Below are 26,985 nucleotides of genomic sequence, written 5' to 3'. Positions count from 1 at the left end.
GCATGTTTTTACAATTCAGAAAAAGATATATTATACCGTTGGTATTGAGCGGATTCCTTTTTGTCGGCGTAAGTTTCAAAGATGATTTCTTCGAAATTTCTAAACAAATTGAAATATTCACCACACTCTTCAAAACCATCAACCAAAACTATGTAGATGAAACCAATCCGGCAGAATTGATGGACAAAGCCATTAAAAGTATGTTGGCCGATTTGGATCCGTACACGAATTATTTCAACGAACAAGATGTCATCAAATTCAAAATCAACAATACCGGAGAATATACCGGGATTGGTGCATTGATTACCCGAAAAGAAGACAAACTGATTATCAAAGAACCATATAAAGGATTTCCTGCTGACAAAGCCGGGTTGAAAGCCGGTGATGAAATTATCCAAATTGGCGATGTCTTGCTTGCCGATTTTAAAGACGACGCTTCTCAATTGTTAAAAGGTGCCAAAAACACTAAAGTTGACATCAAGTATCTCCGACAAGGGAAACCCTTAACTACGCAATTAATTTTAGACGAAGTCGAAGTCAAGGCCGTTCCGTTTTATGGAAAAGTGGATGATAAAACCGGTTACATTGTCTTATCACAATTCAACAAAAAAGCCTCCTCTGAAACTAAAGAAGCACTGGAAAAATTAAAAGCTGATGGTGCAACCCAAATCATTCTAGACTTGCGAGGCAATCCCGGTGGTTTGTTGCATGAAGCGGTTAATATTTGCAATTTATTTGTGCCCAAAGGTGAAATCATCGTGACCACCAAATCGAAAAACGAAAAATACAACAATACATATAAAACTAATCGAGAACCTATTGATACTGAAATTCCTTTAGTGATAATTGTTGACGGTAAAAGTGCATCGGCTTCTGAAATTGTTTCAGGCGCTTTGCAAGATTTAGATCGTGCTGTAATTGTTGGCAGCAGAAGTTTCGGAAAAGGATTGGTGCAAAGACCGATTGACATGACTTATGGGACACAAGTTAAAGTGACCATTTCGAGATATTACACGCCATCCGGAAGATGTATTCAGGCTTTAAATTACAACAAAAAAGACAAAACCGGTAAAGCAACACGCAACGATGAGAAAAGTTTTAACGCTTTCAAAACCAAAAAAGGCAGACCTGTTTTCGATGGCGGTGGCGTTTTACCTGATGTAGAAATCGAAGAAACCAAAACCAGTTCGATTGCTGACGCTTTGCAAAAAAATGACGGTATCTTCAATTATGTAACTCATTATTACTATAAAAACCCAACCTTAGGCGATAAAATTCCAACGATTACTGATGCAGATTTTTCGGATTTTAAAGCCTATTTGAAACGTGAAAAAATTGAGTTCAATACCGAAACCGAAATCGCGCTTAAAAACACTTTGGAAAAAGCGAAAAAGGAACAAGTAGATTCAGCCATTAATACAGAATACCAACAACTATTGACCGCTTTACAAAAAAGTGAAGAAATCCTTATTGACAAAAACCAAAGGGAAATTAAAACATTGATTTTAGATGAAATCATCAAGCGTTATCAATACAAAGAAGGACTGTATCAGTATTATGCTAAAAGTAATTTAGAAATAAAAAAAGCCATTGGAGTCTTAAATAATACCACAGAATACAATAAGATTTTAAAAATTTAACATGAAGCTACTTAAATATTTGCCTTTACTTTTATTCGGTTTTTTACATGCTCAGGAAGAAGTAGTTCATTCTGTTTATTTTGACTTTGATAAATTTACTTTGAATGAAATCCAAATTAAAGATGTGGTAGATTTTATCAAAAAAACCGATTCCACCCGAATAGAATCCATCCAGATTTTTGGTTATACCGATGATATTGGTAAGGAAGCTTATAATTTTAAGCTTTCAACCCAACGAGCTACAGAAATTCAAAATAAATTTATTGAAAACGGAATCAAGAGCAAAATCATTGTAACCATTGAAGGTAAAGGAAGAATTCTTATCGATGATGACATTATAGAAAACCTACCCGAGAAACGCTCTAAAAACCGCCGAGTTGACGTAGTACTCAATTTAAAACCATTACCTAAAATTGAAATTCCGGGTTTTTACAGTACGATTCAAAAAAAGCACATCGTTGGCGATCACATTTATTTGGACAATGTTTTATTCGAAAGAGGAAGCAGTAAATTGACCTTTAAATCGAAAACGGAGTTGGATAAAATTGCCAAACTTTTGATGAAATACAAAAATCTGAAGTTTGAAATCCAAGGTCACGTTTGTTGCACACCGCCTTACCAAAAAGAAGCCATAGACAAAGACACTAAAAAACGCCAATTGTCTACCAACAGAGCGCAAACAGTTTACAAGTATTTAATTTGGAAAAAAATTCCAAAAGATAGAATGACTTTTAAAGGTTATGGCAATACCGTTCCGCTTGGAAAAGGTGCAGAATATGACCGAAGAGTAGAATTAGTAATTTCAAAAGTGTAATTACTCTTTCTTCATTTCGATATGAGGAATATCATCTTCCAAATACATATCGCTGGTTTGAATAAAACCGTGACTTTCATAGAATTTCTTCAAGTATAATTGAGCTGAAATCGTTATTTTTCTTTGGTCAAAATGGGTTTTGATGACTTGAATAGCTTCACGCATTAATATATGGCCCAGTTTTTTAGAACGAGAATGTTCTTTGACTACAACACGACCAATGGAAGCCTGTTCAAAATAATCATTTGGTTTAAAAAGTCTCGCATAAGCAACAATTTCACCATTATTCTCGCCAATTAAATGAAGTGCTTTCTCATCTTTCCCATCAATATCCTGATAAACGCAATTTTGCTCCACTATAAAGACTTCGGCTCGCAATTGTAACAAAGTATAAAGTTCATTCGTCGAAAGTGCTTCAAATCGCTTTATTTTCCATTCTAAATTCATGACAATTATTTTTTGAATTGAATCGACTTGATGATTGATTCCAGCTCGAACATCAAATCTCTTTTTTCTTTTGATGGTGCATAACAAAAACCTTCCAACACCAATATTCTTCTGTTTGGTTTATCAAAAATAACGTAGTTGATAAATGGTCCTGACATGAAGTCGTTTTTCATTTGCCAAGTGCCTTTGGTTTCATAGGCATTTCTTCCGGCTAAAATGGTTTTGGAAAAATAGGGTGAATAAGCTTCTTCAGTTACCATTCTTGTTCTATAAGCCGAACCGTGAATGTACTTTCTCCCAATAGAATCTCTGGTTTTTACAATATCATTGACTGCGTTATTAGGGTTAATGTCATTCCATGGTAATTGGTATATTATCACACTGGTATTGCCACTAGTGATTTCGCTTTTGAGCCAAATAAAATTCTTTCTTCGCATGACATACTCATATTTCGAAGGTATCAGCAAATCGATATTGAATTTGGTTTTAATTTTTTTGGTATCCAATAAGGAGTCTTTGAAAATCTTTTGGTTTTGGGCAATCTCAATCGCTCTCATTTTTTGAATGATGTTCGGTGCGTTTTCTTCTAATATGTCCAAAATTTCTGCTGTCGTTTTTCCTGAAATATGGACGGCATTTTGTGGCGATGAAAATTCATTTTCTTTGATTTCAAATTTAGTCTCGTTGCCTTTTTTTATAATGATAATATTTCTGGCATCTGTAGAAAAACCTTCGAAAAGTTTAACGGGATATTGATTGATGGTAAACAAAGGTTCTTCTTGTGGTAAACCCAAAACCGGTGAAGCAAATTTATTCCGAATGCTGTCACCTACTTCACCATTCCAAAGTTGGTCGTCAATAATTACGGCAATAGTGTTTATCGCAGCAGTAGAATCGCCCGGCAGCTTGTCCTTTTTAAACGAACAAGAACTCACGATAAACGTGACAAAAAGCCATAAAAAAAGGGTTTTACTCATAATTGAAATAAAACCCAAATTTATATAAGATTTTCGGATTAACCGTTGTTAATTTTTAACTTCATGCCCGGTTTCAAACTTTCGTTTTTGATTCCGTTCCATTTTTTGATGTCTGAAATGCTTACACCAGGATATTTTTTGGCAATGCTAAATAAGGAATCACCTTTTTTGACATAATACGTTTTTACTGCGTTTCTATCACTTGCAGCAATGCTTTCTTTTTTAGAAGATTTCGCTTCGTTAATAGCCACTTCTTTTTTAGAAACGATTAAGGTTTGACCCAACTTCACATTGTTATCTTCCATGTCGTTCCACTCTTTGATTTCCGTAAGAGTAACATTGTATTTTTTGGCAATGGTACCAAGATATTCACCTTTTCTAACCTTGTGTTCCACAATTTTAGTTTCGGTTTTTGGTGCTTCGGTTACTGTGTTTTCATCTTTATTGGCTAAAGCTAATTTTGAACCCGTTTGAACATGTAAATCATCAAGATTGTTCCATTTTTTCAAATCTTCAAGACTAACATTAAATTTTTTGGCAATACTGAAAAGATTATCTCCTCTTTGTACTTCATAATAATCACCAATTTCTTCGGTAGAATCACCATTGTTATCATTCGAAGCTACTGCGGTTTCAACTTTGTTGTCAATGATTGCTTTTTCTGCTTTCACTTCTTTTCTAACAGTAGTAACCACTCTTTCATTTTTGATGATTTTTAAATTGGCACCTAGAGCGATATTATTGCTTTTTAGTTTGTTCCATTTTTTCACTTCTGCTACAGAAACGCCGTATTTGCCTGAAATCTCACCCAAGTTATCACCTTTTCTAACCTTGTAGTATTTCACCACGTCTTTATAGGCAACCACTTTTTCTTCTTTGAATAATTTGTTGCTATTTGAAGCTACAACAGCTGTATCGGCTTCATTTGTTGCTTTATTTTCATTCGAAGCGATATCACTGTTAGTATAATCAGCTACATAAATTTTTAAGTTTCTGCCCAATGGCGCTTTGCTACTTCTCAAATGATTCCATTTTTTAAGCTCCGCAATTGTAATACCATACCTATTTGAAATCTTGCTTAAACTTTCACCTCTTCTAACTTTATGGTATTTCACATTGGCAGAAGAACCAGAATTTGAAGAAGCCAACATCGTTTTTTCAAACGGTTTTTCTCTTCTATTGGCTTCGTAATCAGCATAAGCATAAATCTTATCTTCATTAGAAGTAAATACTGCTATTTTATCAACCGGTAATCTTAAAAAGTGTTTTTGTCCCGAAATAAACGGAACTACTTCTCTTTTGTAAGAAGGATTTAAAAACTGCAACTCAGCAACAGAAACATCCATTAAATCAGCAATTTGTTTGAAAGTCATTGCTCTTTTAATCATTACAGTATCGGTTGCAAAATGATGTGCAACAGCTCTGGCCGGTTTGATTCCGTGTTCTTTATGGTATTCGAAAATATACATTGTGGCTAAGAAAGCCGGAACATATCCTTGGGTTTCTTTGTGTAAAAATGGCCTGATATTCCAGTAGTTTTGTTTTCCTCCTGAACGTCGAATCGCTTTCGCCACATTTCCAGGACCTGTATTGTAAGACGCCAAAACCAAATCCCAATCGCCAAAAATAGCATACATATTTTTCATGTATTGTGTTGCGGCATTACTGGCTTTTAAAGGATCGCTTCTTTCATCTACGTAAGTGTCGACTTTTAATCCGTATTGTTTTCCGGTTTGGTACATGAACTGCCATAAACCTGTCGCTCCAACTCTTGAAACTGCTCTTGGATTCAAAGCTGATTCTACAACCGATAAATATTTAATTTCTAGTGGAATATTTTGTGCTGCTAACGACTCTTCAAACATTGGGAAATAATACTGAGAAATGCCGATTAGTCTTTCAAAAGAACGCTTTCTGTTCTTTAAAAACGATTTGATTACGTTTTCTAAACCTTGGTTGTATTCAATATTGAAAGGTGATTTTTCATCTAATGCTTTTAGTCTTTCTTTCAAAAGTTCGGTTGGCAATTCGTAGTCCACTTTTTGATCCACATCGATGTTTTTGATGTCAAAAGTTAACTCGTTATATAAATCCAAACTTGCCAATTCCTTCATCCACATACTGTCAATACATTTGGCAATGTTGTCGTGAATAAACGAAGCTTTGATGGAATCTAAAACTTCTCTTTGGGTTAATTCTCTTTTGGGCAACTTGGCCTGAACCGGAATCACTTTAATGGTATCTTGGGCAAAAATTGCCGAAGAAGCCATAATAAGTGCTAAAGTTGTAATTTTTCTAATATTCATACTGTAATATTATAAGTGGTATTTGTTTCAGATTGTTAATTGTATAATTAACAACGTAATTAATTGTCTTTTATTGTGTTGCAAATGTTAATTTAAAATTGCAGCAATTCCCGGTAAATCTCTTCCTTCTAACATTTCCAACATTGCGCCGCCGCCGGTTGACACATAACTCATCTTATCTTCTAAGCCGAATTGTTTAACAGCTGCAACCGAATCTCCTCCACCAACGAGTGAAAAAGCACCGTTAACTGTTGATTCTGCAATATAATTTCCTAATGTAATGGTTCCTTTAGCAAAGTTTTCCATTTCAAAAACGCCTAATGGTCCGTTCCAAAGAATAGTTTTTGACTCCATGATTACTTGCTTGAAATTTTCCAATGATTTTGGTCCGGCGTCTAAGCCTTGCCAACCATCCGGAATTTCTCGAACGTCCACTATTTTTGTGTTGGCATCATTTGAAAAAGCATCTGCTGCAACTACATCCACCGGAATATGGATCTGAACGTTTTTCTCTTTGGCCAAACGTAAAATTTCCAAAGCCAATTCTTGTTTATCCTCTTCACAAATCGAATCTCCGATTTTTCCGCCCAAGGCTTTCACGAAAGTAAAAGTCATTCCTCCGCCGATAATCATGTGGTCGACTTTGTCTAAAATATTTTCAATCACCGTAATTTTTGAAGAAACTTTTGAACCTCCAAGAACTGCAGTTACCGGTTTTACTGAATTATTCAACACGCGATTCAAACTTTCAATTTCTTTTGCCAAAAGCATGCCGAAACATTTACTTGTTGGAAAAAACTTTGCAATTATTGTAGTTGAAGCGTGTGCTCTATGTGCTGTTCCGAAAGCGTCATTCACATAAATATCACCTAGGGATGCTAATTCTTTGGCGAAATCCTCATCGCCGGCTTCTTCCTCAGCATAAAAACGAAGGTTTTCTAGTAATAAAACTTCGCCCGGTTTTAAATCTTTCGCAGCACTTTGGGCAATTTCCCCTCTACAATCTTCCGCAAAAAGAACCTTAACGCCTAAAACTTCTGATGTTTTTGCCACAATATGTCTTAATGAATATTGGTCTTGTTTTCCTTTTGGTCTTCCCAAATGTGACATCAAAATTACACTTCCTCCATCGGCTAAAATGGCATCTATAGTTGGCTTCGCTGCTTCAATTCGGTTAGCATCCGTAACATTAAAATTTTCGTCTAAAGGCACATTGAAATCAACTCTAATAATCGCTTTTTTGGCTTGGAAATTAAAATCTTGAAGTGTTTTCATCTAAAATTTAAGTGGTTATGATTCCTTGCAAATATAATAAAATTTAATTTCATCGGAGATTTTTGTGCGTTTGTCGATGATTTTTAAGAAAAATTTAAGCCATAAGCCATTTATTTTCAGTCAAATAGTGTTTCAATACCCATTAACTTACAAGAGTGACAAGGAGTAATATTTGAATGTAAAGCTTGCCAAATGCTTTTCTTTTAGCCAAAAATTTGCTCTATATTTGCTCATGCAGTTTTCAGAAATACTTGGCCAAGATTACCTTAAAAACCATCTCGTTAAAAGTGCTTTATCGGGAAGGATTCCACATGCACAGTTGTTTGTTGGTCCCGAAGGTAGCGGAACATTGGCTATGGCGATTGCTTATGCGCAATTTGTTTTGTGTAATAACATTGGTATTGAAAATAATGGCGGAAATGAAAGTTGCAACTTAAAGTTTCAATCGCTTTCGCATCCAGATTTGCATTTTGTTTACCCGAATGTGACTAACGAAGACGTAAAATCAAAACCTAAAAGTGCCGATTTTATTATGGACTGGCGTGAATTTGTTTTGCAAAATCCTTATGGAGGTTTATTTGATTGGTACAAACATCTCGGAGTTAAAAACAAGCAGGGCGAAATTCGGGTTGAAGATGCTCAGGATATATTGAAAGCTTTGGCCTTAAAATCCTACGAAGGCGGTTATAAAATTATGATTGTTTGGATGGTGGACAAAATGAATATTGCGGCTTCCAATAAATTATTAAAATTGCTGGAAGAACCGCCTGAAAAAACGCTTTTTATCTTGATTTCCGAAAACGAAGAAGATATTATTCAAACGATTCGATCGCGTTGTCAAGTGTTGCATTTTGGCGCTTTACCGGAAAATGTTATTGTGGATGCTTTGATTTCACGTGAAAATTTAGATTCGAAAACCGCAGCCAAAATCGCTCATCAAGCCCAAGGCAATTATAACAAAGCTTTATATTTATTGAGCGAAGACAATGAAGATTTACAATTCGAAAAATGGTTTGTCGATTGGGTTAGAGCAGCTTTCAGAGCCAAAGGAAACGCTGCTGCCATTCAGGATTTGATTGCTTGGAGTGAAGAAATTGCGAGTATTGGCCGCGAAGGTCAAAAGCAATTTTTGAATTTCTGTATTGATATGTTTAGACAAGCCTTGTTGCTGAACTATCAAAATGAAAAATTAGTATATTTAGAGCCTAAAGTCGAGAATTTTACGCTCGAAAAATTTGCGCCTTTCGTAAGCGGTAATAATATCAATGATATTTTTAAAGAGCTTTCGGACGCTATATATCACATTGAACGCAATGGAAATGCCAAAATCATTTTAACCGATTTATCAATAAAACTTACCCGATTAATTCATAATAAATAAACCTATGAACAATACAGCTTCTATCTTAGTTTTGCTTTTTTTAGCGGTTACTTTTGTGCAATCCGCTTATGATAAAGTCTTTGAATGGAAAGGCAATGTAGAATGGCTTAAAGGTCATTTTGAAAAAACTATTCTAAAAAATAACGTGCCATTTGCCTTGTTTATTATCTTGGTTTTAGAATTAATTACAGGGATTTTTGCGCTGGTCGGTTGTGTTGAATTAATGGTCAATGGCGGCAAAACATTTGGTTTTTATGCGGCTGTTTTTTCTTCTATAACCTTGATATTTTTATTATTAGGCCAAAGATTGGCAAAGGATTATGATGGTGCGAGAACAATTGCTATTTATTTTGTGCCTTCGGTTTTAGCGGTTTGGTGGTTAAGTTAAACCACTTCTTTTGGCCGCTTGGAACATTTTTAATTCATCCCACGTAAATTGGTCACCATATTGTTCTTTCAATCCGCTTAACGATTCTTCTTTAAAACCTTTAAAAGCCTTGGCTAATGCTTTTATTTTATCTTCCGGCAATACATCTGAAATTGAAATAGTTTGGTTTTCAATTAATTTGGCTATATGGCTTCCAATGGTTTGAGCCGTTAATTTTCTGATAGCAGCAATTTCTTTGATTGAATTCTTTTGCAACCACAATTCGTAAGTTTCCTGAATAGTTGATTTTTTTGGTTCCTTTGTTTTTTTCTCCTTAGTATATCTTTCAATATCGTCTTCATCTTCCACTAGTGTGACATTGACATTTTTGAATTCTTGTTTTATGGTTTCCAATTTGTTAACCCTGTAATTCCGAATTTCGTCTGAAGACAATTTTTCTTTTGAAATGGTTTCACCTTTTACTACTGTTTCTATCAATAATTTGGCTTTCATCAAGCGTAAAACGGCTTTGATTTGGAGTTCTTCCAAAACCAATAACTCTTCGTAATAAGCTTTTGCTTTTTTGAGTCGTTGCACTTCTTCTATTTTCCACAGAATTTCATAAACCAAGTTATCCATTGGCAACAAAAAATAACTAAACGCGGCTTGAATTCGGTCATTAATAAACTGAAAATCAATATTTTCTGTAAATAATTTATTCAATTGAGAAATAAATTTTCGTGACGGATCAATTAATTTTTCTATTTCTTCTGCTTGTTTTTTGGCCCAAAAAGCGTGTTTAGATTTGGCTGAAACAGTTGATGCTTCGTTATAACTGAATTGGTGATTTCGCCATTCTTGCGCCAAATCATTCCAATCAAAACTGTTACCCAAGTATTGATGAATAAAAGCTTTGGTATCTTGTTGTAAATTATTTTGAAGTATTTCTTCAGTGGCTTTGTTCAAGGAATAATCCATAACATCTTGGTCATTTGAAATGCCATTCATTTGCAACGGAGAAAGCAAAATTAAGCCGTTTAACGAACGCAAACGCGAAAGTGCTACATAGGCTTGTCCGGGAAGAAAAACCTGCGAAACATCGAGCGCTGCTTTGTCAAAAGTTAGTCCTTGACTTTTATGAACCGTTATTGCCCAGGCTAATTTTATCGGATAATGGACAAACGTTCCCAAAACCTCTTCGTCAATTTCTTTAGTGTTTTCGTTTACCGTGTATCGAATATTTTCCCATTCATATTTTTCGACTTCAATGGTTGTATTTTCATCGGGGAAATGAACGAGAATTTCTCTTTCGGAAAGAGATTGGATGATGCCCATTTTTCCGTTAAAAAATTTTTTATCAAAGGATAAATCGTTTTTGATGAACATAATTTGGGCTCCAATTTTTAGTTCCAATTCTTGTTCCAATGGGTAAATTTTATCCGGAAAGTCGCCAATAATTTCGGCACTATAAGTTCTAGAATTTCCTTCCAAATCAATAAGCGATTGTGAATTGATGTTATCGGCTTTAGCATTATGAGTGGTTAAAGTGATGTAACCTTTGTTTGCTTTCAAATCAAAATCAGGTTTTACAAACTGATTTAAAATTTGAAGATCATCTTTAGTGATTTTATTATTTCTAAGATTATTCAAAACCGAAATAAAAGTATCATCTGTTTGACGGAAAATGGTAGACAATTCAATATACAAAGGCGGATTTCTTTCGATTACATGTGCGTGAAAAAAGAATTTTCCTCTATAATAATTCCGAAGTGTTCGCCATTCTTCATCTCTAACAACCGGAGGAAGTTGTAGCAAATCCCCAATAAATAAAACTTGAATGCCGCCAAAAGGACGATTGTTTTTTCTAACAGTTTGCATCATAAAATCCATCGCGTCCAACAAATCGGCACGCAACATACTGACTTCATCAATGATGAGCAATTCCATATTTCGGATAACTGCTTTTTTTAATCCACTCATTTTAAAATGTCTACGCAAAGTAGAACGGCTTTCGAATTTGGTGTTTTCGGTAAATTGTGGTGATGAATTATCGGGTAAAAATCCGCCAAAAGGCAATTGAAACATGGAGTGAATCGTTACACCGCCGGCATTTAAAGCCGCAATTCCTGTTGGCGCCACAACCACCGTATTTTTATGAGTGGTTTGAATTATTTCTTTAAGCAATGTCGTCTTTCCCGTTCCGGCTTTTCCGGTTAAAAAGACCGATCGGTTAGTTTGGTTGATGAATTGCAAAACATAGTTTGCTTCGGCTGTTACTGATTTCATGGCTTGTAAGTTTTATAAGACACAAAGTTAAAGGATTGTATTTCAATATACAACAAAAAAAGCGCCTTTAAATTATGGCGCTTTACTATCTATAAGTTGAAATGAAATTATTTCTTTTCTTCTTTTTTGGATTCCGGTTTTTCTTCTTTCTTATCTGAAGATTTGTATTTGTCGTTAATCAATTTAATTATTTCTTTAGTTACATCATAACTGTCTTTGGCATACAAAACTGAGGCTACATCGCCTGTTCCGTAGATATAATCATATCCTTTTTCTTTACCATAATCCTTGATTACTTTTCTGTAATTCTTAACTAAAGAATCCATTTCAACACCGCTTTCCTCTTGCAATTGTCTTAACATCGCCTGTTGTGCGTAGCTCAATTCTTGTTCTCTTTGTTGTAATTCAGCCCCTTTTTGTTGAGCCCAAACTTGCCCATTTGCCTGAGCGTTCTTCTGGAAATTAGCTGCTTCAGATTTGAAACGATTTACTTCAACTTCCAATTGGCTTCCCATTACTTTGGATTTGTCTTTGTATTTTACTTCAATATCTTTTGCTTCCGTAGATTCTTCCATTAATTTAGAAGTATCGATGTAAGCCGTTTTGAATTCTTTTGTTTCGGTAGTTTTGTTGCAGGAAATTATTGAAATGGCCAATGCAAAAAGTAGAACTGTTTTCTTCATTATTTATTTATGATTTGATAAATTAATTTTCGGTTTCAAAAGTATAAAAATAAAAGGCAATAATCTAACGCTAGAAAGCTGAGATTCTATTACAATTTCGCAACATAAGATTTAGTTATTGTTTAAACAGAAATGATAATCAGGCGTTATTGTTTTTGATTTCAAATAAAGCGTTTTAAGCGCATTTTTCATTTCTGTCAACCAAAGACGAATTTTAAATCGTTTTGATTAAACAGCGCTCGTTTATTTAAGTTTTATTGGTTTTTAATGATGTAAATGTGCGATGAATACTCATTTGTCTTCTTTCCGTTTAAATTTGACTTCCATCCAACAAAAAATGCTCTGATGAAATTCATCTTTCCTGATTTGTATTTTTCAGAAAGCAAACTCACATAATAACTGTCAAATTTCATGGGTAACACTTCCACCAATTTCATTTCCTTTTCTGCAAATAATTTTTCAATCGCTGTTTTAGAGAAATGCCAAATGTGTCTTGGCACATCATAAGCCGCCCAATGTCTTCCGTAGAAATTCGCATCAAAAGATTTAAAATTAGGAACCGCAATAACAATTGTTCCAGTTGGTTTGATTAATCTTTTTAATTCAGCAATATATTCATCCAGATTTGGAACATGTTCTAAAACGTGCCACATGGTAATTACATCAAAAGATTTGCTTTCTAAAGCAGATAAACTTTCAGCAAAATTTACACCTTTATTAATAGCAATTCCTTTTGCTTTTTCACTTGGTTCGATTCCGGTAATTTGCCAACCGTCATTTTTGGCTACCATTAAAAAATCTCCGGTTCCGGCACCAATGTCTAAAAGTTTTCCCTTTGAAGATTGTGAGTTGATTAATTTGAGCTTGTTTTTGAGCGCAATTCCTTTGATAAAATGATAAGCTCTTTCAAACAAAGAACGCTTTCCGTCAGTATGTGAAATATAGTCATCGCTTTCATAATAGCTTGGTAGTTTTTCTAAACTTGGCTTTGGAAAAGTGATTAAGAGGTCATATTCCGGATTGTGGTGCAATTCGAAAACTTCTTTGGAAACCGAATAATCTTTGACTTTTTGAAAAAAAATATTGTTTTGAAAACTCATATAAGGCTGTATTGGTAAGGCTTGGCAAAGTTAGTTTCACGTGGAACGTTACAACTATCTTCCCATGTAAATTAATAAAACCGAAATATCTGCTGGTGAAACACCGCTGATTCTGGAAGCTTGCGAAATGGTCACCGGACGAATTTTGCTTAGCTTTTGCTTAGCTTCAATCGACATTGATTTGATTTTGTTGTAATCGAAATTCTCAGGGATTTTTATATCTTCTAAACGGATAAGCTTTTCGGCATTGTTTCTTTCTTTTTCGATATAACCTGAATATTTCACATGAATCTCTGCTTGCTCAATTATCTCTTTATCCAAATGATTTTCTTGAATGTACTTTTGAACTTTATCAAATTTTAAAATATCTTCCAATTCAATTTGCGGACGAGAAAACACTTTAAACATTTTATCCGATTGATTCATTGGAGCGCTTTCTTTTTCGACTAAAATCGGATTGGCTTCTTCTTGTGTAACACTCGTTTCTTTGAAGAAATTGACCATTTTTTCACTTTCGTTGAATTTATGCTCCATTCTTCTCATTCGCTTTTCAGAGGCTAAACCAATCTCAAAAGATTTTGGTGTTAATCTAAAATCCGCATTGTCTTGCCGTAAAAGAGTTCTGTATTCTGCTCGTGAGGTAAACATGCGATAAGGTTCTTCGGTTCCTTTGGTAATCAAATCATCTATTAGAACACCAATATAAGCTTCATCACGACGAAGAATCATAGGTTCCATTTCTTTCACTTTTAAAGCGGCATTCATACCAGCCATCATTCCTTGAGAAGCAGCTTCTTCGTATCCAGTTGTTCCATTAATTTGTCCGGCAAAATACAAACCTTCGACGAGCTTCGTTTCTAAGGTATGTTTCAACTGTGTCGGCGGAAAATAATCGTATTCGATGGCGTAACCCGGACGGAAAAACTTAACCTTTTCGAATCCTTCAACGGAACGTAAAGCTTTGAATTGAATATCTTCCGGTAAGGAAGTCGAAAACCCATTTACATAAACTTCAACGGTATTCCAGCCTTCAGGCTCAACGAAAAGTTGGTGTCTTTCTTTGTCTGCAAAACGGTTAATTTTATCTTCAATTGATGGACAGTATCTTGGTCCGATACTTTTGATTCTTCCATTAAACATTGGTGAACGATCAAAACCTTCGCGCAAAATATTATGCACTTCATTTGAAGTATAAGTCATGTGACACAATTTTTGGTGTGTCAATGGCTTCGTTTCATCAGAATAAGAAAACTTATCCGGTATTAAATCACCGGGTTCCTCACGCATTTTAGAATAATCTAAAGAACGTCCGTCAACTCTTGGCGGTGTTCCTGTTTTCATTCTGCCTGATTCGAAACCAACTTTAATTAAGTCCTCGGTAATTCCATAAGCGGCACTTTCGCCAGCTCTTCCTCCACCAAATTGTTTATCGCCAATATGAATCAATCCATTTAAGAAAGTTCCGTTAGTTAAGACAACGGTTTTGGCCTTGATTTCAATTCCTAAAGAAGTAACAATGCCTTCAATTTTATTATTCTTGATTAAAAGTCCTTTGACCATTTCTTGGTAGAAATCGAGGTTTGCAGTTCGTTCCAACATTAATCGCCATTCTTCTGCGAAACGCATTCTGTCACTTTGCACTCTTGGCGACCACATGGCAGGGCCTTTTGACTTGTTCAACATCTTAAACTGCACAGCCGTCTTGTCCGAAATGATTCCTGAATAACCGCCTAAAGCATCAATCTCACGAACAATCTGTCCTTTGGCGATACCGCCCATCGCAGGATTACATGACATTTGCGCAATATTTTGCAAACTCATCGTTACCAATAAAGTTTTACAGCCCAAATTGGCCGATGCTGCGGCTGCTTCACAACCTGCGTGTCCTGCACCCACTACTATGGTATCGTATTTTTCTAAAAACATTTTAATTTTGTTTCACGTGGAACATCTTCATTTTCTCTTCTTCCTTTTCACGCATTAATTTTTCGTCGGCTTCAGATTTGTCTTTGTAACCGCAATAATGCAAAAGACCGTGAACCATTACACGCTTTAACTCATCTTCAAAAGAAACACTAAAATCTTGAGCGTTATCTCGAACTCTTTCAATGGAAATAAAAATATCTCCGTGTAGTTCGTTTCCTATAGAATAATCGAAGCTGATAATATCTGTTAATGTGTCATGATCTAAGTATTGTTGGTTTATTTCCAACAAATAATCATCGTCACAGAAGATGTAATTAATTTCACCTTCGTTCTTTATTTCGGAGCTAATGACTTTGGAAAGCCAATCGGCATAATTCGTTTCGTTGTCTAAATTGAAATCTGACTCGTAATTAAAACTAATCATTTTTTATAAAGTATTCTTGAACCTTCTGGTTAAAATTGGAGCGCAAAGGTAAGCTTTGTCTATTTAAAATTTCAATACTATTCAAATATTCTTGAAGCTTACTAGGAAGTGCATTAGCCTGATTGCTAAATTCTTTCTTATTAGTTTCTGATTGGCGCTTTTTATCTTCGCCTTGTTGTTGTAATGCCTTTTCTAATTTCAGCAATTCATACTTCACATTGAGAATCTTTTGAAGCGTTTCGTTGTTAAAACCTTTGTTTAATAATTGCTTTTCGATTTGCTTCATTTGATCCAAAGTGTTTTGACCGTTTCCGCCAACACCTTGCTTCTTCAATTCTTTCTCTAAAGCTTCGCGCAGTTGTTGTTGTTCTTTGTATATTTCCATAATAGCTTTGGCATCACCTTCACCGTCTTGACCTTGTTCTCCGCCCTTTTCATTCCCTTGGCCTTGCCCTGATTTTCCGTCTTTTTGACCCTGACCGTCTTTACTTCCTTGTTGACCTTCTCCGGGTTTCTCACCTTCTTTACCTTCTTGTCCATCTCCTGGTTTTTCCCCCTTTTTCATTCCCTTTTTCATCTTTTCACCCAATCCGTCTTGCTTCTTAATGATATCCGGCAATTGCATTCCGGCACCTTGTCCTTTTCCTGGTTTTGGCTTTCCTTGTCCTTGTCCTTCCATTTGCATCTGCATTTGCATACCGTTGAGTATATCACTCAACATATCGGCTAACTTATTCGAAGACGAAACAGCATACTGTTGGTGAGAATTTCCCTTTGGAACATTAGCTTCAGCCAAATTTTCCAAAGCTTTATCCACATTGTACTGAACATTACCTATTTCTTTAGTTACTTCTTCGGCAATTTTAGGATTACGCAATGACATAGCAAACAAACTGTCATCAACATGTTTGAATTGTTGTTTCAAATCTTGTTGAATTTTTAGGTTCTTATTGAATGACGGCGCGCCACGTTTCAAATTTTTAAACTGTTTCATCACCTCTTCCTGAGAGAAAGAATATGCTAAAAGGTTATCTAAAATCTGACGCAACATTGCCACATCTTCCTCCATTTGTTCCATATCGCCTGATTGCATTTGTTCTGCCATTTGTTGGCTCATTTGCTTCATTTTTTTGGCCGCACTTTTTTGCTTTGGTTTAGCCTTTTCCTTTTGTTGCTTTTGTAATTGGTCTTTGGCGTCCTTTAAATCTTCATCTATACTTTTCTCCTTTTCATCAGTATTCGGCAAATCCATAGGAGATTTCAATTCCTTATTGTCTTTGTCTAATTCATTCAATTCTTCTTGAAGCTTGTCAAACTCTTTGTTGATATCGTCTTGCTTTTGGGCATTATTGTCATCTGTCTTGTCAGCCAATTTATCTTGCTTTTCAGCAAGCTTGTCCAATTTATCAGCAATTTGTTCCGCTTTTTTCTCTACGTAATAACGCTTGGTTAATTCTACCAATTGCTCCAAACTCTTGGTTTGATTTTTACTGGATTGTTGGAATTTCTCCATCTTCTCAAACAATTCTTCTTTGCTGATTTTATCGTTCAGTTTTTGAAGTTCATCTAAAAGCTTTTTATTTTTTTCTAATTCTTCTTTGGTTTTCTCTAAACGTTCTTGTAACAACTCCTTCTTCTCATCCTTTTTCTCGGCCTTGAATTGCTCCAAATTGTCTTTCATCTTTTCTGAAAACTCTTTCATCAACTCGTCTTGTTGTTTTTGGCGTTGAATAAAATCGTTGACTTTTTGTTGTTCTTTATAATCTAAATTGTCTTTCTCTTTGCCCATTTTTTGCAATTTCTCCATCTCGGATAATTGCTTGTCTTGAGCTTTTAAAGATTTAGCCAATGAATTAATGTTATCATTTTGTTGTTGCAACATTTCGTCCTGCTTCTCAGTTTCAGTCGAAATACGATTACTGAATACAGAAGATTTTGTGCTTTTTGAATTGTGAATCGCATCATTATCGAAAATCTCAAAGTAATATTCATACGAAACACCCTCTTCTACCGGAAGATTACTCGGAAAAGAAAACACAAATTGGTCGTATACGTCTTTCTTGACATTTATATATGCTTTTTTAGCGCTGTTTGGCGTATCCTTTGGATAGTAGACAATTTGCAGTTTTGAAAGTCCGTAATCATCGGAAACTTGTCCTAGAACGTAATTTTTATTCACTTTCAAACTATCCGGAGCATTGTTAACCGTTATAGTTGGAAATTGATCTTTGATTACCGAAATCTGATAATTCAATTTTTCATAATTCTGAACTTTTGCATTTGAGGTCAGAATTTGATAGTCGGTGTTTTGAACAATGTTTTTCGATAATGAAAACTGATTATCTTGTTTGATAAAAGCAAAATGATTGTTGGCATTCACCCAATCCACCTTTTGCGTAGCCAATGTGTTCATTCTCCATGTAACTCTTGTTCCTTCAGGTATAATGGCGTTTCCGGTTCCTTTAATGACTTCAGATTTTTTATTGAGATAACTCGGAAAGTTTAAAACCATTTCAAAGTTGGCAATTGATGGAACAGTTACGACTTTCAATTCATAATCTTTCGAAGAAACGTCATTGGCTTCAATGTGAAACTCTACATCTTCTGAAGGTTTCGGAATCACAAACTGGAATTCACCGGATTTGTTACTTTCCATAAAATAGCTTTCCTCACCAATAAAAATCATCGCGTTTTCGGGAAATACTTTACCAATAGTTTTCACTTTTAGTAAAAAGTCTTTGTTTTGTTCTGTTTGCAGATTATCATTTACAACCACAAATTCGAATGGCGCAGGTGGTAAAAACTGTTGTTTAAAATTCACTACACGATTCAAACTTTGGGACAAAATATCTCCTTTGCCTGAAATCAAGAAAAACAAAAAGAACAAAATCGGAATAACTGCCAATGGCAAATACTTCTTATTCTTCCCCAAATTAATGGCGTTTCCAAAAGGAATCGGCTGCAAAGTGTTGGCTTTTTGGTCAATCGAAGCTAATAATAACTCGGATTTATTTAGGTCTTGTGATAATTGTAAAAAGTTGGTCAACTTATCACCTACTTCGTTAAAATGGTTTCCAATGATATTTGAAGCTTGATTGTAATCGATTCCTTTTTGCAATTTGAACAATTTGAAAAGCGGAAATAAAATGAATCTCAACAACAGAAACAATTCCACCAAAATAAAAACCGCAAACAAAATAGTTCTCGCCATTGGTTTGAGCCACAAGAAATATTCCACAAAAAGCGTGAAGATAAAATACAACAAACCTAAGCCAACGAAAAATATCGTTCCGCGCAACAATTCATTGGTATAAAACTTTCGAATAAAGTCTTCTAACTTTTGATAAATAAGGGTTGATTTTTCCACTTTTTAGCCAATCTTTTATATAACCGATAAATGTACAATTTTTGCTGAATAACCAACGTTAAAAATTTGCCAATGAAAAAGTGCTGAAAATGACGCTCCAAACCTTATCAAAAACTTCAACCTTCCGACTTCCAACTTCCAACTTCTGATTATCTTTGCACACACTTCGACAAGCTCAGCGCTAATATGAATAACCATAAATTATAAAAAATGTCAAGACCAGTTAGAGTTCGTTTTGCCCCAAGTCCGACAGGACCTTTACACATTGGTGGTGTTAGAACAGCCTTATTTAATTATTTATTTGCCAAAAAACATAACGGTGTTTTCTATTTGCGAATTGAAGATACCGACCAAAATCGCTTCGTTCCAGGAGCCGAACAATATATCTTTGAAGCTTTAGAATGGTTAGGCATTGCGCCAAGCGAAACCATTGGTAAGAATGAAAAATTCGGTCCATACCGTCAAAGCGAAAGAAAACCTTTGTACAAACAATACGCAGATCAGTTGGTGAATTCGGGTTGGGCTTACTATGCTTTTGACACTGCTGAAGCTTTGGATGCGCAAAGAAAACAACACGAAGAGCAAGGAAAAACATTCATTTACAATTGGCACAACCGAGAAAAATTGGATACTTCTTTGGTGATTTCAAAAGAAGAAACTGAGAAAAGAATTGCCAACGGCGAAGCTTATGTTATCCGTTTTAAAACGCCGGTGAATGAAACTTTGCATTTGCATGATATCATTCGTGGTGATATTAATTTTGAAACGAATTTGTTAGACGATAAAGTTTTGTTCAAATCAGACGGAATGCCAACTTACCATTTGGCGAATATTGTAGATGATCATTTGATGGAAACCTCACATGTAATTCGTGGTGAAGAATGGTTGCCCTCGATGCCTTTGCATAGTTTATTATACAAAGCCTTTGGTTGGGAAGCGCCTGAATTTGCGCATTTGCCCTTGATTTTGAAACCAATTGGCAACGGAAAATTATCCAAACGCGATGGTGACAAAATGGGATTCCCAGTATTTCCGTTAGAATGGAAAAGCGAAGAAGGTGTTTCATCAGGTTACCGAGAAAAAGGGTTTTTCCCGGAAGCTGTGGTTAACTTTTTGGCTTTATTAGGCTGGAATGACGGAACAGAACAGGAAATATTTTCTTTAGAAGAATTAGCAGAGAAATTTGATTTGAATAGGGTTCATAAAGCCGGAGCTAAATTTGACCCTGATAAAAACAAATGGTTCAACCATCAATATTTGCAAAAACAAAGCGATGAAAGTTTGGCGAAAGCCTTTGCTCCTATTTTAGCTGAAAAAGGCATCTCGACTGCGCTCAATATGACAAAAGTAGTTTCACTGATAAAAGAACGTGCGAATTTTGTTTCAGAGTTTTGGGATTTAGCGGATTATTTCTTTGTGGCGCCAACGTCTTATGATGAAAAAGCAGCTAAAAACTGGAAAGAAGAAACACCTGATTTTATCAAACAATTGATTGCTGTTTTAAATACTATTGAAGATTTCACTTCGGTAAATATTGAAACCATTGTCAAAGATTGGATGACACAAAAAGAAATCGGAATGGGGAAAGTCATGCAACCGTTTCGTTTGAGTTTGGTTGGTGCTTTAAAAGGACCACATCTTTTTGACATAGTCGAATTGATTGGTAAAGAAGAAACCATTAAGCGATTGGAGAAAGCGATTGCAACTTTATAAAAAGGAAAAGTCCCGAGTTATTCGGGACTTTTTTATTAGAAGTAAAATATAATGTTTCCGTTTAAAACCGATGCGTTTCCTTTAAAATCGCCATCCATTTTTCCGAGCATATTGTTGAGTCCGTATTGATACGTAACATTCAACCTTACGTTTCTAACGCCGGCAGTTACACCAACTACGGGATAAATTGTAAAATTACTGATGTCGGTTAAGTCTTTGGCCATAACAGTTGGATTTCCTTTGACAATATAGTCTTCATCGGTTTCTTCTATGGTCAATTTGCCATTGACTTGAACCATTGGCCCAAACTCAACACTCAAATGGTTTTCGATAAACTTATAGCTTAATTGAAAAGTTATATTGGCACAAGATAGCTTATAGTTGGTTTCTCTTTCATTCATGAGTTGGTTTAAAGTCGCCACTTTGAAATTGTACTCGCTAAACTGCAATCCGTAAATTGCATCCCAATCGTTAAAGGCATTTCCTCTCATGGAAAGTCCAATGTTCCAACCATCGCCTGGTTTGGTTTCGAAATCTGAAGTTTTTAAATTGAATTGATTTAATCCTAAAGTTATTCCAATCATATTGGAATCTCTGTAGCCATATTGTGCGTTCGCAATTGTTGTAACAAACAACAAAAGGACGATAAGATTTTTGTTCATGAAATGAGGATAGTTAATTTGTAACAAACATACATATATTTCGTATAAACACTGTATTAACAATTTAAATAATCAAAAATGGATATTTTTTTAATTGCCTTTCTGGTCTTCGGCCTTTTTGTGTTGTTCTCTTCTTTTTTTACTGTCAAGCAACAAACCGCTGTAATTGTGGAACGTTTTGGGAAATTTTTAAGTATCCGACAATCCGGACTTCATTTAAAAATTCCTTTAATCGACAGAATTGCAGGTCGTGTGAATTTGAAAATTCAACAATTGGATGTGATTATTGAAACCAAAACCAAGGACAACGTGTTTGTTAAATTGAAAGTTTCTGTACAGTTTATGGTCGTTAAAGATACCGTTTACGATGCCTTTTATAAATTAGAATATCCGCATGATCAAATCACTTCTTATGTATTTGACGTAGTTCGTGCCGAAGTACCAAAATTGATTTTGGATGATGTTTTCGAAAGAAAAGATGATATCGCGATCGCTGTGAAAAGAGAATTGAACGAAGCCATGACTACTTATGGTTACACAATCATCAATACTTTGGTTACCGATATTGATCCGGATATTCAAGTAAAAAATGCGATGAATAGAATTAACGCAGCCGATAGAGAAAAAACGGTAGCTGAATTTGAAGCTGAAGCCTCAAGAATCAGAATTGTAGCCAAAGCCAAAGCAGAAGCCGAAAGCAAACGCTTACAAGGACAAGGTATCGCCGACCAAAGAAGGGAAATTGCCAAAGGTTTGGTAGAAAGTGTTGATGTTTTAAATAAAGTTGGCATCAATTCACAAGAAGCTTCTGCTTTGATTGTCGTGACACAACATTATGATACTTTACAAGCGATTGGTGCTGATACCAATTCGAACTTGATTTTGTTACCTAATTCACCACAAGCCGGAAGCGATATGTTGAACAACATGGTCGCTAGTTTTACGGCAAGTAATTTGGTTGGAGAATCAATGAAAACCGGAATGAGAAAAGTGGAACCTAAAAAAGGTAAAAACCAACCGAACGATTATGATTCGAATGAAGAAAGTTCTGAAACGGAATCTTAATCAAAATAATTACACAAAAAAAGAGGCTTAATCGCCTCTTTTTCTATTTATAAACCAACTGACAGCATACGGAATCAACATCTTTAAAATCATTCCGAAAGTGCCTGAAAAGACTTTATTGTAAATAGCATACAAACCTTCTAATGGTTGTGACGGCAATATACTTTCTTTGGTTTTATCGAAACTCAATTTCATTTTCTGATAATAAATTTCTTTTTCCAGCTTCAGGATTTCTAAATCGTGCTCAATTTCGGCGTAGGAAGAATATTTTTTAGTTCCCATAATTAGTCGTTAAAAAATATTTCGGAGAATTTCTCCAGAATTGGACCTTCAACCACTTTGTCTTTTACCAAAAATAAAAGAGCTGCCAAAATCGCATAAATTCCGGCCACGGCCAAAAATCCCAAAGGATAACTATCAAACATTTTTCCAAAAGCTAAAGCTCCGGCAATAGAGACAAAAAGTAAAACAATTGTCAGGCAAAGTGCAATCAACATAAACTTTACCATTAAAGTAGTTGACTTCATGGCAACCTTAAAACCCCAAAGTTTATAGTAAGCAATACTGCTTTCCATATAAGCTTTGGCATTTTCCTGAATATTGTCTACGTTTTCTTTTATTTCTTCAAAAGCCATTATTTCTGCAATTTGGCATTTTGTTTTTTAAGCTCGGCTAATTTCTCTTCCAAAAATGAAATCGCTTCTTCGGCTTTATAACTCGATTTCGAAAGTAAGTTGTCAACCGTTTCTTTTAATTCGTCTTTTGAATGTGTAAATTTTTCTTTAGCTTCTTCTTCAAAAGAATTAAACTTCGATTTGGCTTGATCTTTCAAATCATCAAAACTGCCTTTGATTTTTTCTCTCGTTTTCGAACCTTTATCAGGCGCAAACAAAATTCCGATTCCAACTCCAATTGCAGCACCGGCTAAAAGTGCCAAAATGCTATCACCAGTTCTACTAGACATAACTTTGAATTTTTTAATTTTATTAAAGTTACAAAAATTTTACCGAAAAGCTGTTAAGAGGTCGTTAAACAGTCGAAATTCATTTTAAAGCGATATAATCACCGTTCATTTAAATCATCGTAAATAGACATTCCAAAATCTCAAAACTCTAATAAAATCGATTTATGAAAGCCATTTTTTATGGTTTAAAATTATGCTTTTTATAATTACGATAGTTTTTGTTAATAATAGAAAAAGCCAACATTTACGTCAGCTTTCCATTTATAAAATCTATTTTTAAATTTATTCTTTGCTTTCCACTTTTGCCCAAGTATCTCTTAAGCCTACCGTTTTGTTGAAAACCAATTTTTCAGCCTTCGACTCTTTATCAACACAAAAATAACCCAAACGTTGGAACTGAAATTGGTCTAAATTTTTAGCCGTTTGCAAACTTGGTTCAACATAACCGGTAATTACTTCTAAAGAATTTGGGTTAATGAATTCTTTAAAGTCAATTTCTTTATTGCCATCCGGACTTTCGTGCGAAAATAAACGATCGTAAATACGTACTTCTGCTTCTATTGCATGAGTAATAGAAACCCAATGAATCGTACCTTTTACTTTTCTTTGAGAAGCTTCTGTTCCGCTTCCACTACGTGAATCGGTATCATAAGTACAGTGAATTTCAGTAATATTGCCCTCAGTATCTTTGACAACACTTTCGCCTTTAATGATATAAGCATTTTTTAAGCGTACTTCTGTTCCTAATGTCAAACGGAAAAACTTCTTATTGGCTTCTTCTTGAAAATCTTCTCTTTCAATGTATAATTCCTTTGAAAACGGGACTTTTCTATAAGTCATTACTGCTTCTTCCGGATTGTTTTCTGCTTCTAACCATTCTTCTTGACCTTCAGGATAATTGGTGATTACTAACTTCACCGGATTCAAAACTGCCATTACACGATGCGTAGATTTATTCAATTCTTCGCGAACGCAAAACTCTAAAAGTGAAACATCAATCAGATTGGTACGCTTCGCAATTCCGATAGTTTTGGCAAAATTCCGAATCGCCATTGGCGGATAACCTCGACGGCGCATCCCTGAAATCGTGCTCATTCTTGGATCGTCCCAACCAGTAACATGTTTTTCTTCCACTAATTGTAATAGCTTTCTTTTAGAAACTACTGTATGTGAAAGGTTTCTTCTGGCAAATTCTCTTTGCTTTGGACGAACTTTAGTTGAATCATACACTTGGTCTAAAAACCAATCGTATAATTCTCTGTGAGGTAAAAATTCAAGCGTACAGAATGAGTGGGAAATTTGTTCCAAATAATCACTTTCGCCATGCGCCCAATCGTACATCGGATAAATACACCATTGGTTGCCTGTTCTGTGATGATGCGAATGCAAAATGCGATACATTATTGGGTCGCGCATCAACATATTGTTGTGTGACATGTCTATTTTAGCACGAAGAATATGGGTTCCATTTGGAAATTCTCCGTTTTTCATTCGTTCCAATAGGTCTAAATTCTCTTCAACAGAACGATTTCTGTAAGGAGAATCAGTTCCAGCTTGCGTTGGAGTTCCTTTTTGTTCGGCCATTGCTGAAGAAGATTGACTATCGACATAAGCCTTTCCTTTCTTGATAAATTCAACTGCCCAATCATATAATTGTTGGAAATAATCTGAAGCATAACATTCTGTATCCCATTGATAACCCAACCATTCGATGTCTTTTTTGATGGCGTCAACGTATTCCTGTTCTTCTTTAGCCGGATTGGTATCATCAAATCGCAAATTTACAGGCGACTGATAATCAATTCCTAAACCAAAATTTAAACAAATAGCACTCGCATGTCCAACGTGTAAATAACCATTAGGTTCAGGTGGAAAACGAAAACGCAATTTGCTTTGAGGCAAACCGTTTTTCAAATCTTCTTCTATAATTTGTTCGAGGAAATTAAGGGACTTCTCTTCTGTTGACATTATTTTTGTAATTTTAGCAAAGATAAAAATTTAGATGATAGATAAGAGATGAATAGATAATAGAACCTATATTATTTATTTGATACAAACTGATTATTAATTACTGAACACTGAATACTGCTTAATATGGGAACTATTAAACTACAAAACATAAGAACCTTTTCATTTCATGGTTGTTTGGAAGAAGAAGGAAGAATTGGTTCGGATTACCGTGTTGACCTTGAAATCAAAACTGATTTGAGAAAATCTTCGGTGACTGATGAACTAAAAGATACGGTTGATTACGTGCTTTTAAACCGAATTATAGAGGAAGAAATGGCGATTCGTTCAAAATTATTGGAACATGTTGCCCATAGAATCATTACCAGAATCTTTGGAGAAATACCATCTGTTTCCCGAATTTTACTAGGCGTTTCAAAACTAAATCCACCTATTGGCGGTGATGTTGAAGCGGTTACGATTGAAATGGAAGAATATCGTAGTTAAAAGAATTAGAAATTTTAAATTACGAATTACGAATTCTAAAAATTATCAATTGATAATTGATAATTATCAATTGTTTTATATATTTGCCGTCCAACTGGCATCGTGGCCGAGCGGCTAGGCACCGGTCTGCAAAACCGACTACTCCGGTTCGAACCCGGACGATGCCTCAAAAACCTTCAAGGAAACTTGGAGGTTTTTTTATTGGTAAATTTTTAGAAAAAATTAATTAAAGTTGTGTTCGAACCCGGACAGTGTTTACTAAAAACCTTCAAAGAAACTTGGAGGTTTTTTTATTGGCAAATTTTTAGAAAATTAGTTAAAGATGTGTTCAAACCCTGACAGTGTTTACTATAAACCTTCAAGGAAATTTGGAACTTTTTAATTGGTAAATTTTAATTTTAATTCTCGCCTTCTAATTTTTCAATAGCGGAATTCACCATCTTTTGTTCTTTCGGAAACCAAGCTTGGGATAATAAAACCACTCCACAAATAATCAAAACTATACTAATCATTTTCTTGATTAAAAGAATATTTTTTGGATTTAATTTATTTCTTAATTGCTTGGCTAAAAGAATTTTAAATATGTCGGTTATGAAATAAACAATGATTAATGTTGAGAAAAAAGTAATCATTCTAGAAGCTTTTAACTCTAATTGTGGTCCGATTGTTATTAGGATGGCTAACCAAAAACCCAATACACCAATATTGATAAAATTGAGGAAAAAACCTTTAAAGAAAAGAGAAACATAGTTGGTTTTAGCCAATTCTTTTGGGTCAATTTCATCAATGCTTTTTTTGGATTCTTTTTTGTTTTTTACAAAGGAAATGATTCCGTAAGTAAGCATCACCAATCCACCAAAAATGAACAAAGCCGGATCATTTTTAATACTTTGTATCAATCGGTAACTACTAAAAAATGCGATAAGAATAAATACAATATCGGCAAGAACCACTCCTAAGTCGAAAACTATAGCAGCTCTGAATCCTTTGACTACACTAGTTTCAAGTAATACAAAAAAAACCGGTCCAATCATAAAACTCAGAATGAAACCAAGCGGAATTGCGGATAAAATATCGTTAAGAAAAATCATGCTTTGAATTTTGACAATGCAATTTAGAACTAAATTTTAACAA

At 34.9% G+C, this 26,985-nt stretch carries 23 protein-coding genes and 1 tRNA gene; 8 read left to right on the top strand and 16 right to left on the bottom strand.

Features of this window, described 5'->3' with window-relative positions:
• Positions 1-2: 2 nt before the first annotated feature.
• Both B3C16_RS07580 and B3C16_RS07575 read left to right on the top strand, forming a co-directional pair.
• A complete protein-coding gene (locus tag B3C16_RS07580; protein WP_291130464.1) occupies positions 3-1,640 on the top strand; it encodes a S41 family peptidase in 1,638 nt (545 codons plus the stop codon).
• Between the two features lies 1 nt (position 1,641).
• Positions 1,642-2,454 (top strand): OmpA family protein, encoded by an 813-nt coding sequence (locus B3C16_RS07575; RefSeq protein WP_121312164.1) that lies wholly within the window; start codon positions 1,642-1,644, stop codon positions 2,452-2,454.
• On the opposite strand, the gene B3C16_RS07570 is transcribed toward B3C16_RS07575, so the two are convergent.
• The 4 genes from B3C16_RS07570 to B3C16_RS07555 all read right to left on the bottom strand — a co-directional run bounded on the left by B3C16_RS07570 (position 2,455) and on the right by B3C16_RS07555 (position 7,459).
• Positions 2,455-2,901: a GNAT family N-acetyltransferase gene (locus B3C16_RS07570; protein ID WP_121312165.1), complete on the bottom strand. Its 447-nt coding sequence runs from the start codon at positions 2,899-2,901 to the stop codon at positions 2,455-2,457. It lies immediately after the preceding gene.
• A 5-nt stretch (positions 2,902-2,906) separates the two neighbouring features.
• Positions 2,907-3,878: a DUF4837 family protein gene (locus B3C16_RS07565; RefSeq protein ID WP_291130459.1), complete on the bottom strand. Its 972-nt coding sequence runs from the start codon at positions 3,876-3,878 to the stop codon at positions 2,907-2,909.
• Between the two features lie 38 nt (positions 3,879-3,916).
• Positions 3,917-6,184, bottom strand: a complete 2,268-nt coding sequence (locus B3C16_RS07560) for a LysM peptidoglycan-binding domain-containing protein (RefSeq protein ID WP_291130456.1) — start codon at positions 6,182-6,184, stop codon at positions 3,917-3,919.
• Between the two features lie 87 nt (positions 6,185-6,271).
• Positions 6,272-7,459, bottom strand: a complete 1,188-nt coding sequence (locus B3C16_RS07555) for a phosphoglycerate kinase (protein WP_121312168.1) — start codon at positions 7,457-7,459, stop codon at positions 6,272-6,274.
• 232 nt (positions 7,460-7,691) lie between these two features.
• Between B3C16_RS07555 and B3C16_RS07550 the strand changes: the two genes are divergently transcribed.
• Both B3C16_RS07550 and B3C16_RS07545 read left to right on the top strand, forming a co-directional pair.
• Positions 7,692-8,840 carry an ATP-binding protein gene (locus B3C16_RS07550; protein ID WP_121312169.1) on the top strand — a complete coding sequence of 383 codons (1,149 nt, stop codon included), beginning with the start codon at positions 7,692-7,694 and terminating at the stop codon, positions 8,838-8,840.
• A gap of 4 nt (positions 8,841-8,844) precedes the next feature.
• Positions 8,845-9,228, top strand: coding sequence for a DoxX family protein (locus B3C16_RS07545; protein ID WP_121312170.1), 384 nt, complete (start codon positions 8,845-8,847; stop codon positions 9,226-9,228).
• On the opposite strand, the gene B3C16_RS07540 is transcribed toward B3C16_RS07545, so the two are convergent.
• The 6 genes from B3C16_RS07540 to B3C16_RS07515 all read right to left on the bottom strand — a co-directional run bounded on the left by B3C16_RS07540 (position 9,220) and on the right by B3C16_RS07515 (position 18,993).
• Positions 9,220-11,493 carry a helix-turn-helix domain-containing protein gene (locus B3C16_RS07540; protein WP_291130450.1) on the bottom strand — a complete coding sequence of 758 codons (2,274 nt, stop codon included), beginning with the start codon at positions 11,491-11,493 and terminating at the stop codon, positions 9,220-9,222. The two genes, B3C16_RS07545 and B3C16_RS07540, sit on opposite strands and share 9 nt — an antisense overlap.
• Positions 11,494-11,600: 107 nt before the next feature.
• Positions 11,601-12,176: an OmpH family outer membrane protein gene (locus tag B3C16_RS07535; protein WP_291130447.1), complete on the bottom strand. Its 576-nt coding sequence runs from the start codon at positions 12,174-12,176 to the stop codon at positions 11,601-11,603.
• Between the two features lie 254 nt (positions 12,177-12,430).
• Positions 12,431-13,276 (bottom strand): class I SAM-dependent methyltransferase, encoded by an 846-nt coding sequence (locus tag B3C16_RS07530; RefSeq protein WP_291130446.1) that lies wholly within the window; start codon positions 13,274-13,276, stop codon positions 12,431-12,433.
• 54 nt (positions 13,277-13,330) lie between these two features.
• Complete coding sequence (gene mnmG, locus B3C16_RS07525; protein WP_291130443.1) at positions 13,331-15,202, bottom strand: tRNA uridine-5-carboxymethylaminomethyl(34) synthesis enzyme MnmG; 1,872 nt, start codon at positions 15,200-15,202, stop codon at positions 13,331-13,333.
• Between the two features lies 1 nt (position 15,203).
• A complete protein-coding gene (gene ybeY / locus B3C16_RS07520) occupies positions 15,204-15,626 on the bottom strand; it encodes an rRNA maturation RNase YbeY (RefSeq protein ID WP_291130441.1) in 423 nt (140 codons plus the stop codon).
• Positions 15,619-18,993, bottom strand: coding sequence for a DUF4175 family protein (locus B3C16_RS07515; protein WP_291130438.1), 3,375 nt, complete (start codon positions 18,991-18,993; stop codon positions 15,619-15,621). The genes ybeY and B3C16_RS07515 overlap by 8 nt, the downstream gene beginning before the upstream one ends.
• A 210-nt stretch (positions 18,994-19,203) precedes the next feature.
• Here B3C16_RS07515 and gltX point away from each other — a divergent pair, with 210 nt between their 5' ends.
• A complete protein-coding gene (gene gltX, locus B3C16_RS07510; RefSeq protein WP_291130435.1) occupies positions 19,204-20,706 on the top strand; it encodes a glutamate--tRNA ligase in 1,503 nt (500 codons plus the stop codon).
• Between the two features lie 35 nt (positions 20,707-20,741).
• On the opposite strand, the gene B3C16_RS07505 is transcribed toward gltX, so the two are convergent.
• A complete protein-coding gene (locus B3C16_RS07505; protein ID WP_291130432.1) occupies positions 20,742-21,368 on the bottom strand; it encodes a PorT family protein in 627 nt (208 codons plus the stop codon).
• A 78-nt stretch (positions 21,369-21,446) separates the two neighbouring features.
• Between B3C16_RS07505 and B3C16_RS07500 the strand changes: the two genes are divergently transcribed.
• On the top strand, positions 21,447-22,433 hold the full coding sequence (locus tag B3C16_RS07500; RefSeq protein WP_121312179.1) for an SPFH domain-containing protein: 987 nt from the start codon (positions 21,447-21,449) through the stop codon (positions 22,431-22,433).
• 27 nt (positions 22,434-22,460) lie between these two features.
• Here B3C16_RS07500 and B3C16_RS07495 read toward each other — a convergent pair whose 3' ends face one another.
• The 4 genes from B3C16_RS07495 to B3C16_RS07480 form a co-directional block, all read right to left on the bottom strand.
• Positions 22,461-22,715, bottom strand: a complete 255-nt coding sequence (locus B3C16_RS07495; RefSeq protein WP_291130429.1) for a DUF6327 family protein — start codon at positions 22,713-22,715, stop codon at positions 22,461-22,463.
• A gap of 2 nt (positions 22,716-22,717) precedes the next feature.
• On the bottom strand, positions 22,718-23,068 hold the full coding sequence (locus B3C16_RS07490; RefSeq protein WP_291130426.1) for a competence protein: 351 nt from the start codon (positions 23,066-23,068) through the stop codon (positions 22,718-22,720).
• Entirely contained in the window at positions 23,068-23,397 is a 330-nt protein-coding gene (locus B3C16_RS07485; protein WP_121312182.1) for a YtxH domain-containing protein, read from the bottom strand. Before B3C16_RS07485 ends, B3C16_RS07490 begins: the two co-directional genes overlap by 1 nt.
• A 282-nt stretch (positions 23,398-23,679) precedes the next feature.
• A complete protein-coding gene (locus tag B3C16_RS07480) occupies positions 23,680-25,365 on the bottom strand; it encodes a glutamine--tRNA ligase/YqeY domain fusion protein (RefSeq protein WP_291130421.1) in 1,686 nt (561 codons plus the stop codon).
• Positions 25,366-25,491: 126 nt separating this feature from the next.
• Between B3C16_RS07480 and folB the strand changes: the two genes are divergently transcribed.
• Together folB and B3C16_RS07470 are read left to right on the top strand one after the other, a co-directional pair.
• A complete protein-coding gene (gene folB, locus B3C16_RS07475; RefSeq protein ID WP_121312184.1) occupies positions 25,492-25,851 on the top strand; it encodes a dihydroneopterin aldolase in 360 nt (119 codons plus the stop codon).
• A gap of 96 nt (positions 25,852-25,947) precedes the next feature.
• Positions 25,948-26,018 (top strand) — tRNA-Cys (locus B3C16_RS07470).
• A 231-nt stretch (positions 26,019-26,249) separates the two neighbouring features.
• On the opposite strand, the gene B3C16_RS07465 is transcribed toward B3C16_RS07470, so the two are convergent.
• A complete protein-coding gene (locus B3C16_RS07465) occupies positions 26,250-26,942 on the bottom strand; it encodes a LysE family translocator (RefSeq protein ID WP_121312185.1) in 693 nt (230 codons plus the stop codon).
• Positions 26,943-26,985: the final 43 nt, after the last annotated feature.

Origin of the sequence: Flavobacterium sp. UBA7682, assembly GCF_002482945.1 — a bacterium.
GTDB lineage: Bacteria > Bacteroidota > Bacteroidia > Flavobacteriales > Flavobacteriaceae > Flavobacterium.
Note: the sequence above shows the minus strand (reverse complement) of the source record. Positions and strands in the feature narration are given on the sequence as shown.

Coding starts and splice junctions, on each gene's coding strand:
- B3C16_RS07580 (WP_291130464.1), top strand. CDS start 3: ATGTTTTTACAATTCAGAAAAAGATATATTATACCGTTGGTATTGAGC.
- B3C16_RS07575 (WP_121312164.1), top strand. CDS start 1,642: ATGAAGCTACTTAAATATTTGCCTTTACTTTTATTCGGTTTTTTACAT.
- B3C16_RS07570 (WP_121312165.1), bottom strand. CDS start 2,901: ATGAATTTAGAATGGAAAATAAAGCGATTTGAAGCACTTTCGACGAAT.
- B3C16_RS07565 (WP_291130459.1), bottom strand. CDS start 3,878: ATGAGTAAAACCCTTTTTTTATGGCTTTTTGTCACGTTTATCGTGAGT.
- B3C16_RS07560 (WP_291130456.1), bottom strand. CDS start 6,184: ATGAATATTAGAAAAATTACAACTTTAGCACTTATTATGGCTTCTTCG.
- B3C16_RS07555 (WP_121312168.1), bottom strand. CDS start 7,459: ATGAAAACACTTCAAGATTTTAATTTCCAAGCCAAAAAAGCGATTATT.
- B3C16_RS07550 (WP_121312169.1), top strand. CDS start 7,692: ATGCAGTTTTCAGAAATACTTGGCCAAGATTACCTTAAAAACCATCTC.
- B3C16_RS07545 (WP_121312170.1), top strand. CDS start 8,845: ATGAACAATACAGCTTCTATCTTAGTTTTGCTTTTTTTAGCGGTTACT.
- B3C16_RS07540 (WP_291130450.1), bottom strand. CDS start 11,493: ATGAAATCAGTAACAGCCGAAGCAAACTATGTTTTGCAATTCATCAAC.
- B3C16_RS07535 (WP_291130447.1), bottom strand. CDS start 12,176: ATGAAGAAAACAGTTCTACTTTTTGCATTGGCCATTTCAATAATTTCC.
- B3C16_RS07530 (WP_291130446.1), bottom strand. CDS start 13,276: ATGAGTTTTCAAAACAATATTTTTTTTCAAAAAGTCAAAGATTATTCG.
- mnmG (WP_291130443.1), bottom strand. CDS start 15,202: ATGTTTTTAGAAAAATACGATACCATAGTAGTGGGTGCAGGACACGCA.
- ybeY (WP_291130441.1), bottom strand. CDS start 15,626: ATGATTAGTTTTAATTACGAGTCAGATTTCAATTTAGACAACGAAACG.
- gltX (WP_291130435.1), top strand. CDS start 19,204: ATGTCAAGACCAGTTAGAGTTCGTTTTGCCCCAAGTCCGACAGGACCT.
- B3C16_RS07505 (WP_291130432.1), bottom strand. CDS start 21,368: ATGAACAAAAATCTTATCGTCCTTTTGTTGTTTGTTACAACAATTGCG.
- B3C16_RS07500 (WP_121312179.1), top strand. CDS start 21,447: ATGGATATTTTTTTAATTGCCTTTCTGGTCTTCGGCCTTTTTGTGTTG.
- B3C16_RS07495 (WP_291130429.1), bottom strand. CDS start 22,715: ATGGGAACTAAAAAATATTCTTCCTACGCCGAAATTGAGCACGATTTA.
- B3C16_RS07490 (WP_291130426.1), bottom strand. CDS start 23,068: ATGGCTTTTGAAGAAATAAAAGAAAACGTAGACAATATTCAGGAAAAT.
- B3C16_RS07485 (WP_121312182.1), bottom strand. CDS start 23,397: ATGTCTAGTAGAACTGGTGATAGCATTTTGGCACTTTTAGCCGGTGCT.
- B3C16_RS07480 (WP_291130421.1), bottom strand. CDS start 25,365: ATGTCAACAGAAGAGAAGTCCCTTAATTTCCTCGAACAAATTATAGAA.
- folB (WP_121312184.1), top strand. CDS start 25,492: ATGGGAACTATTAAACTACAAAACATAAGAACCTTTTCATTTCATGGT.
- B3C16_RS07465 (WP_121312185.1), bottom strand. CDS start 26,942: ATGATTTTTCTTAACGATATTTTATCCGCAATTCCGCTTGGTTTCATT.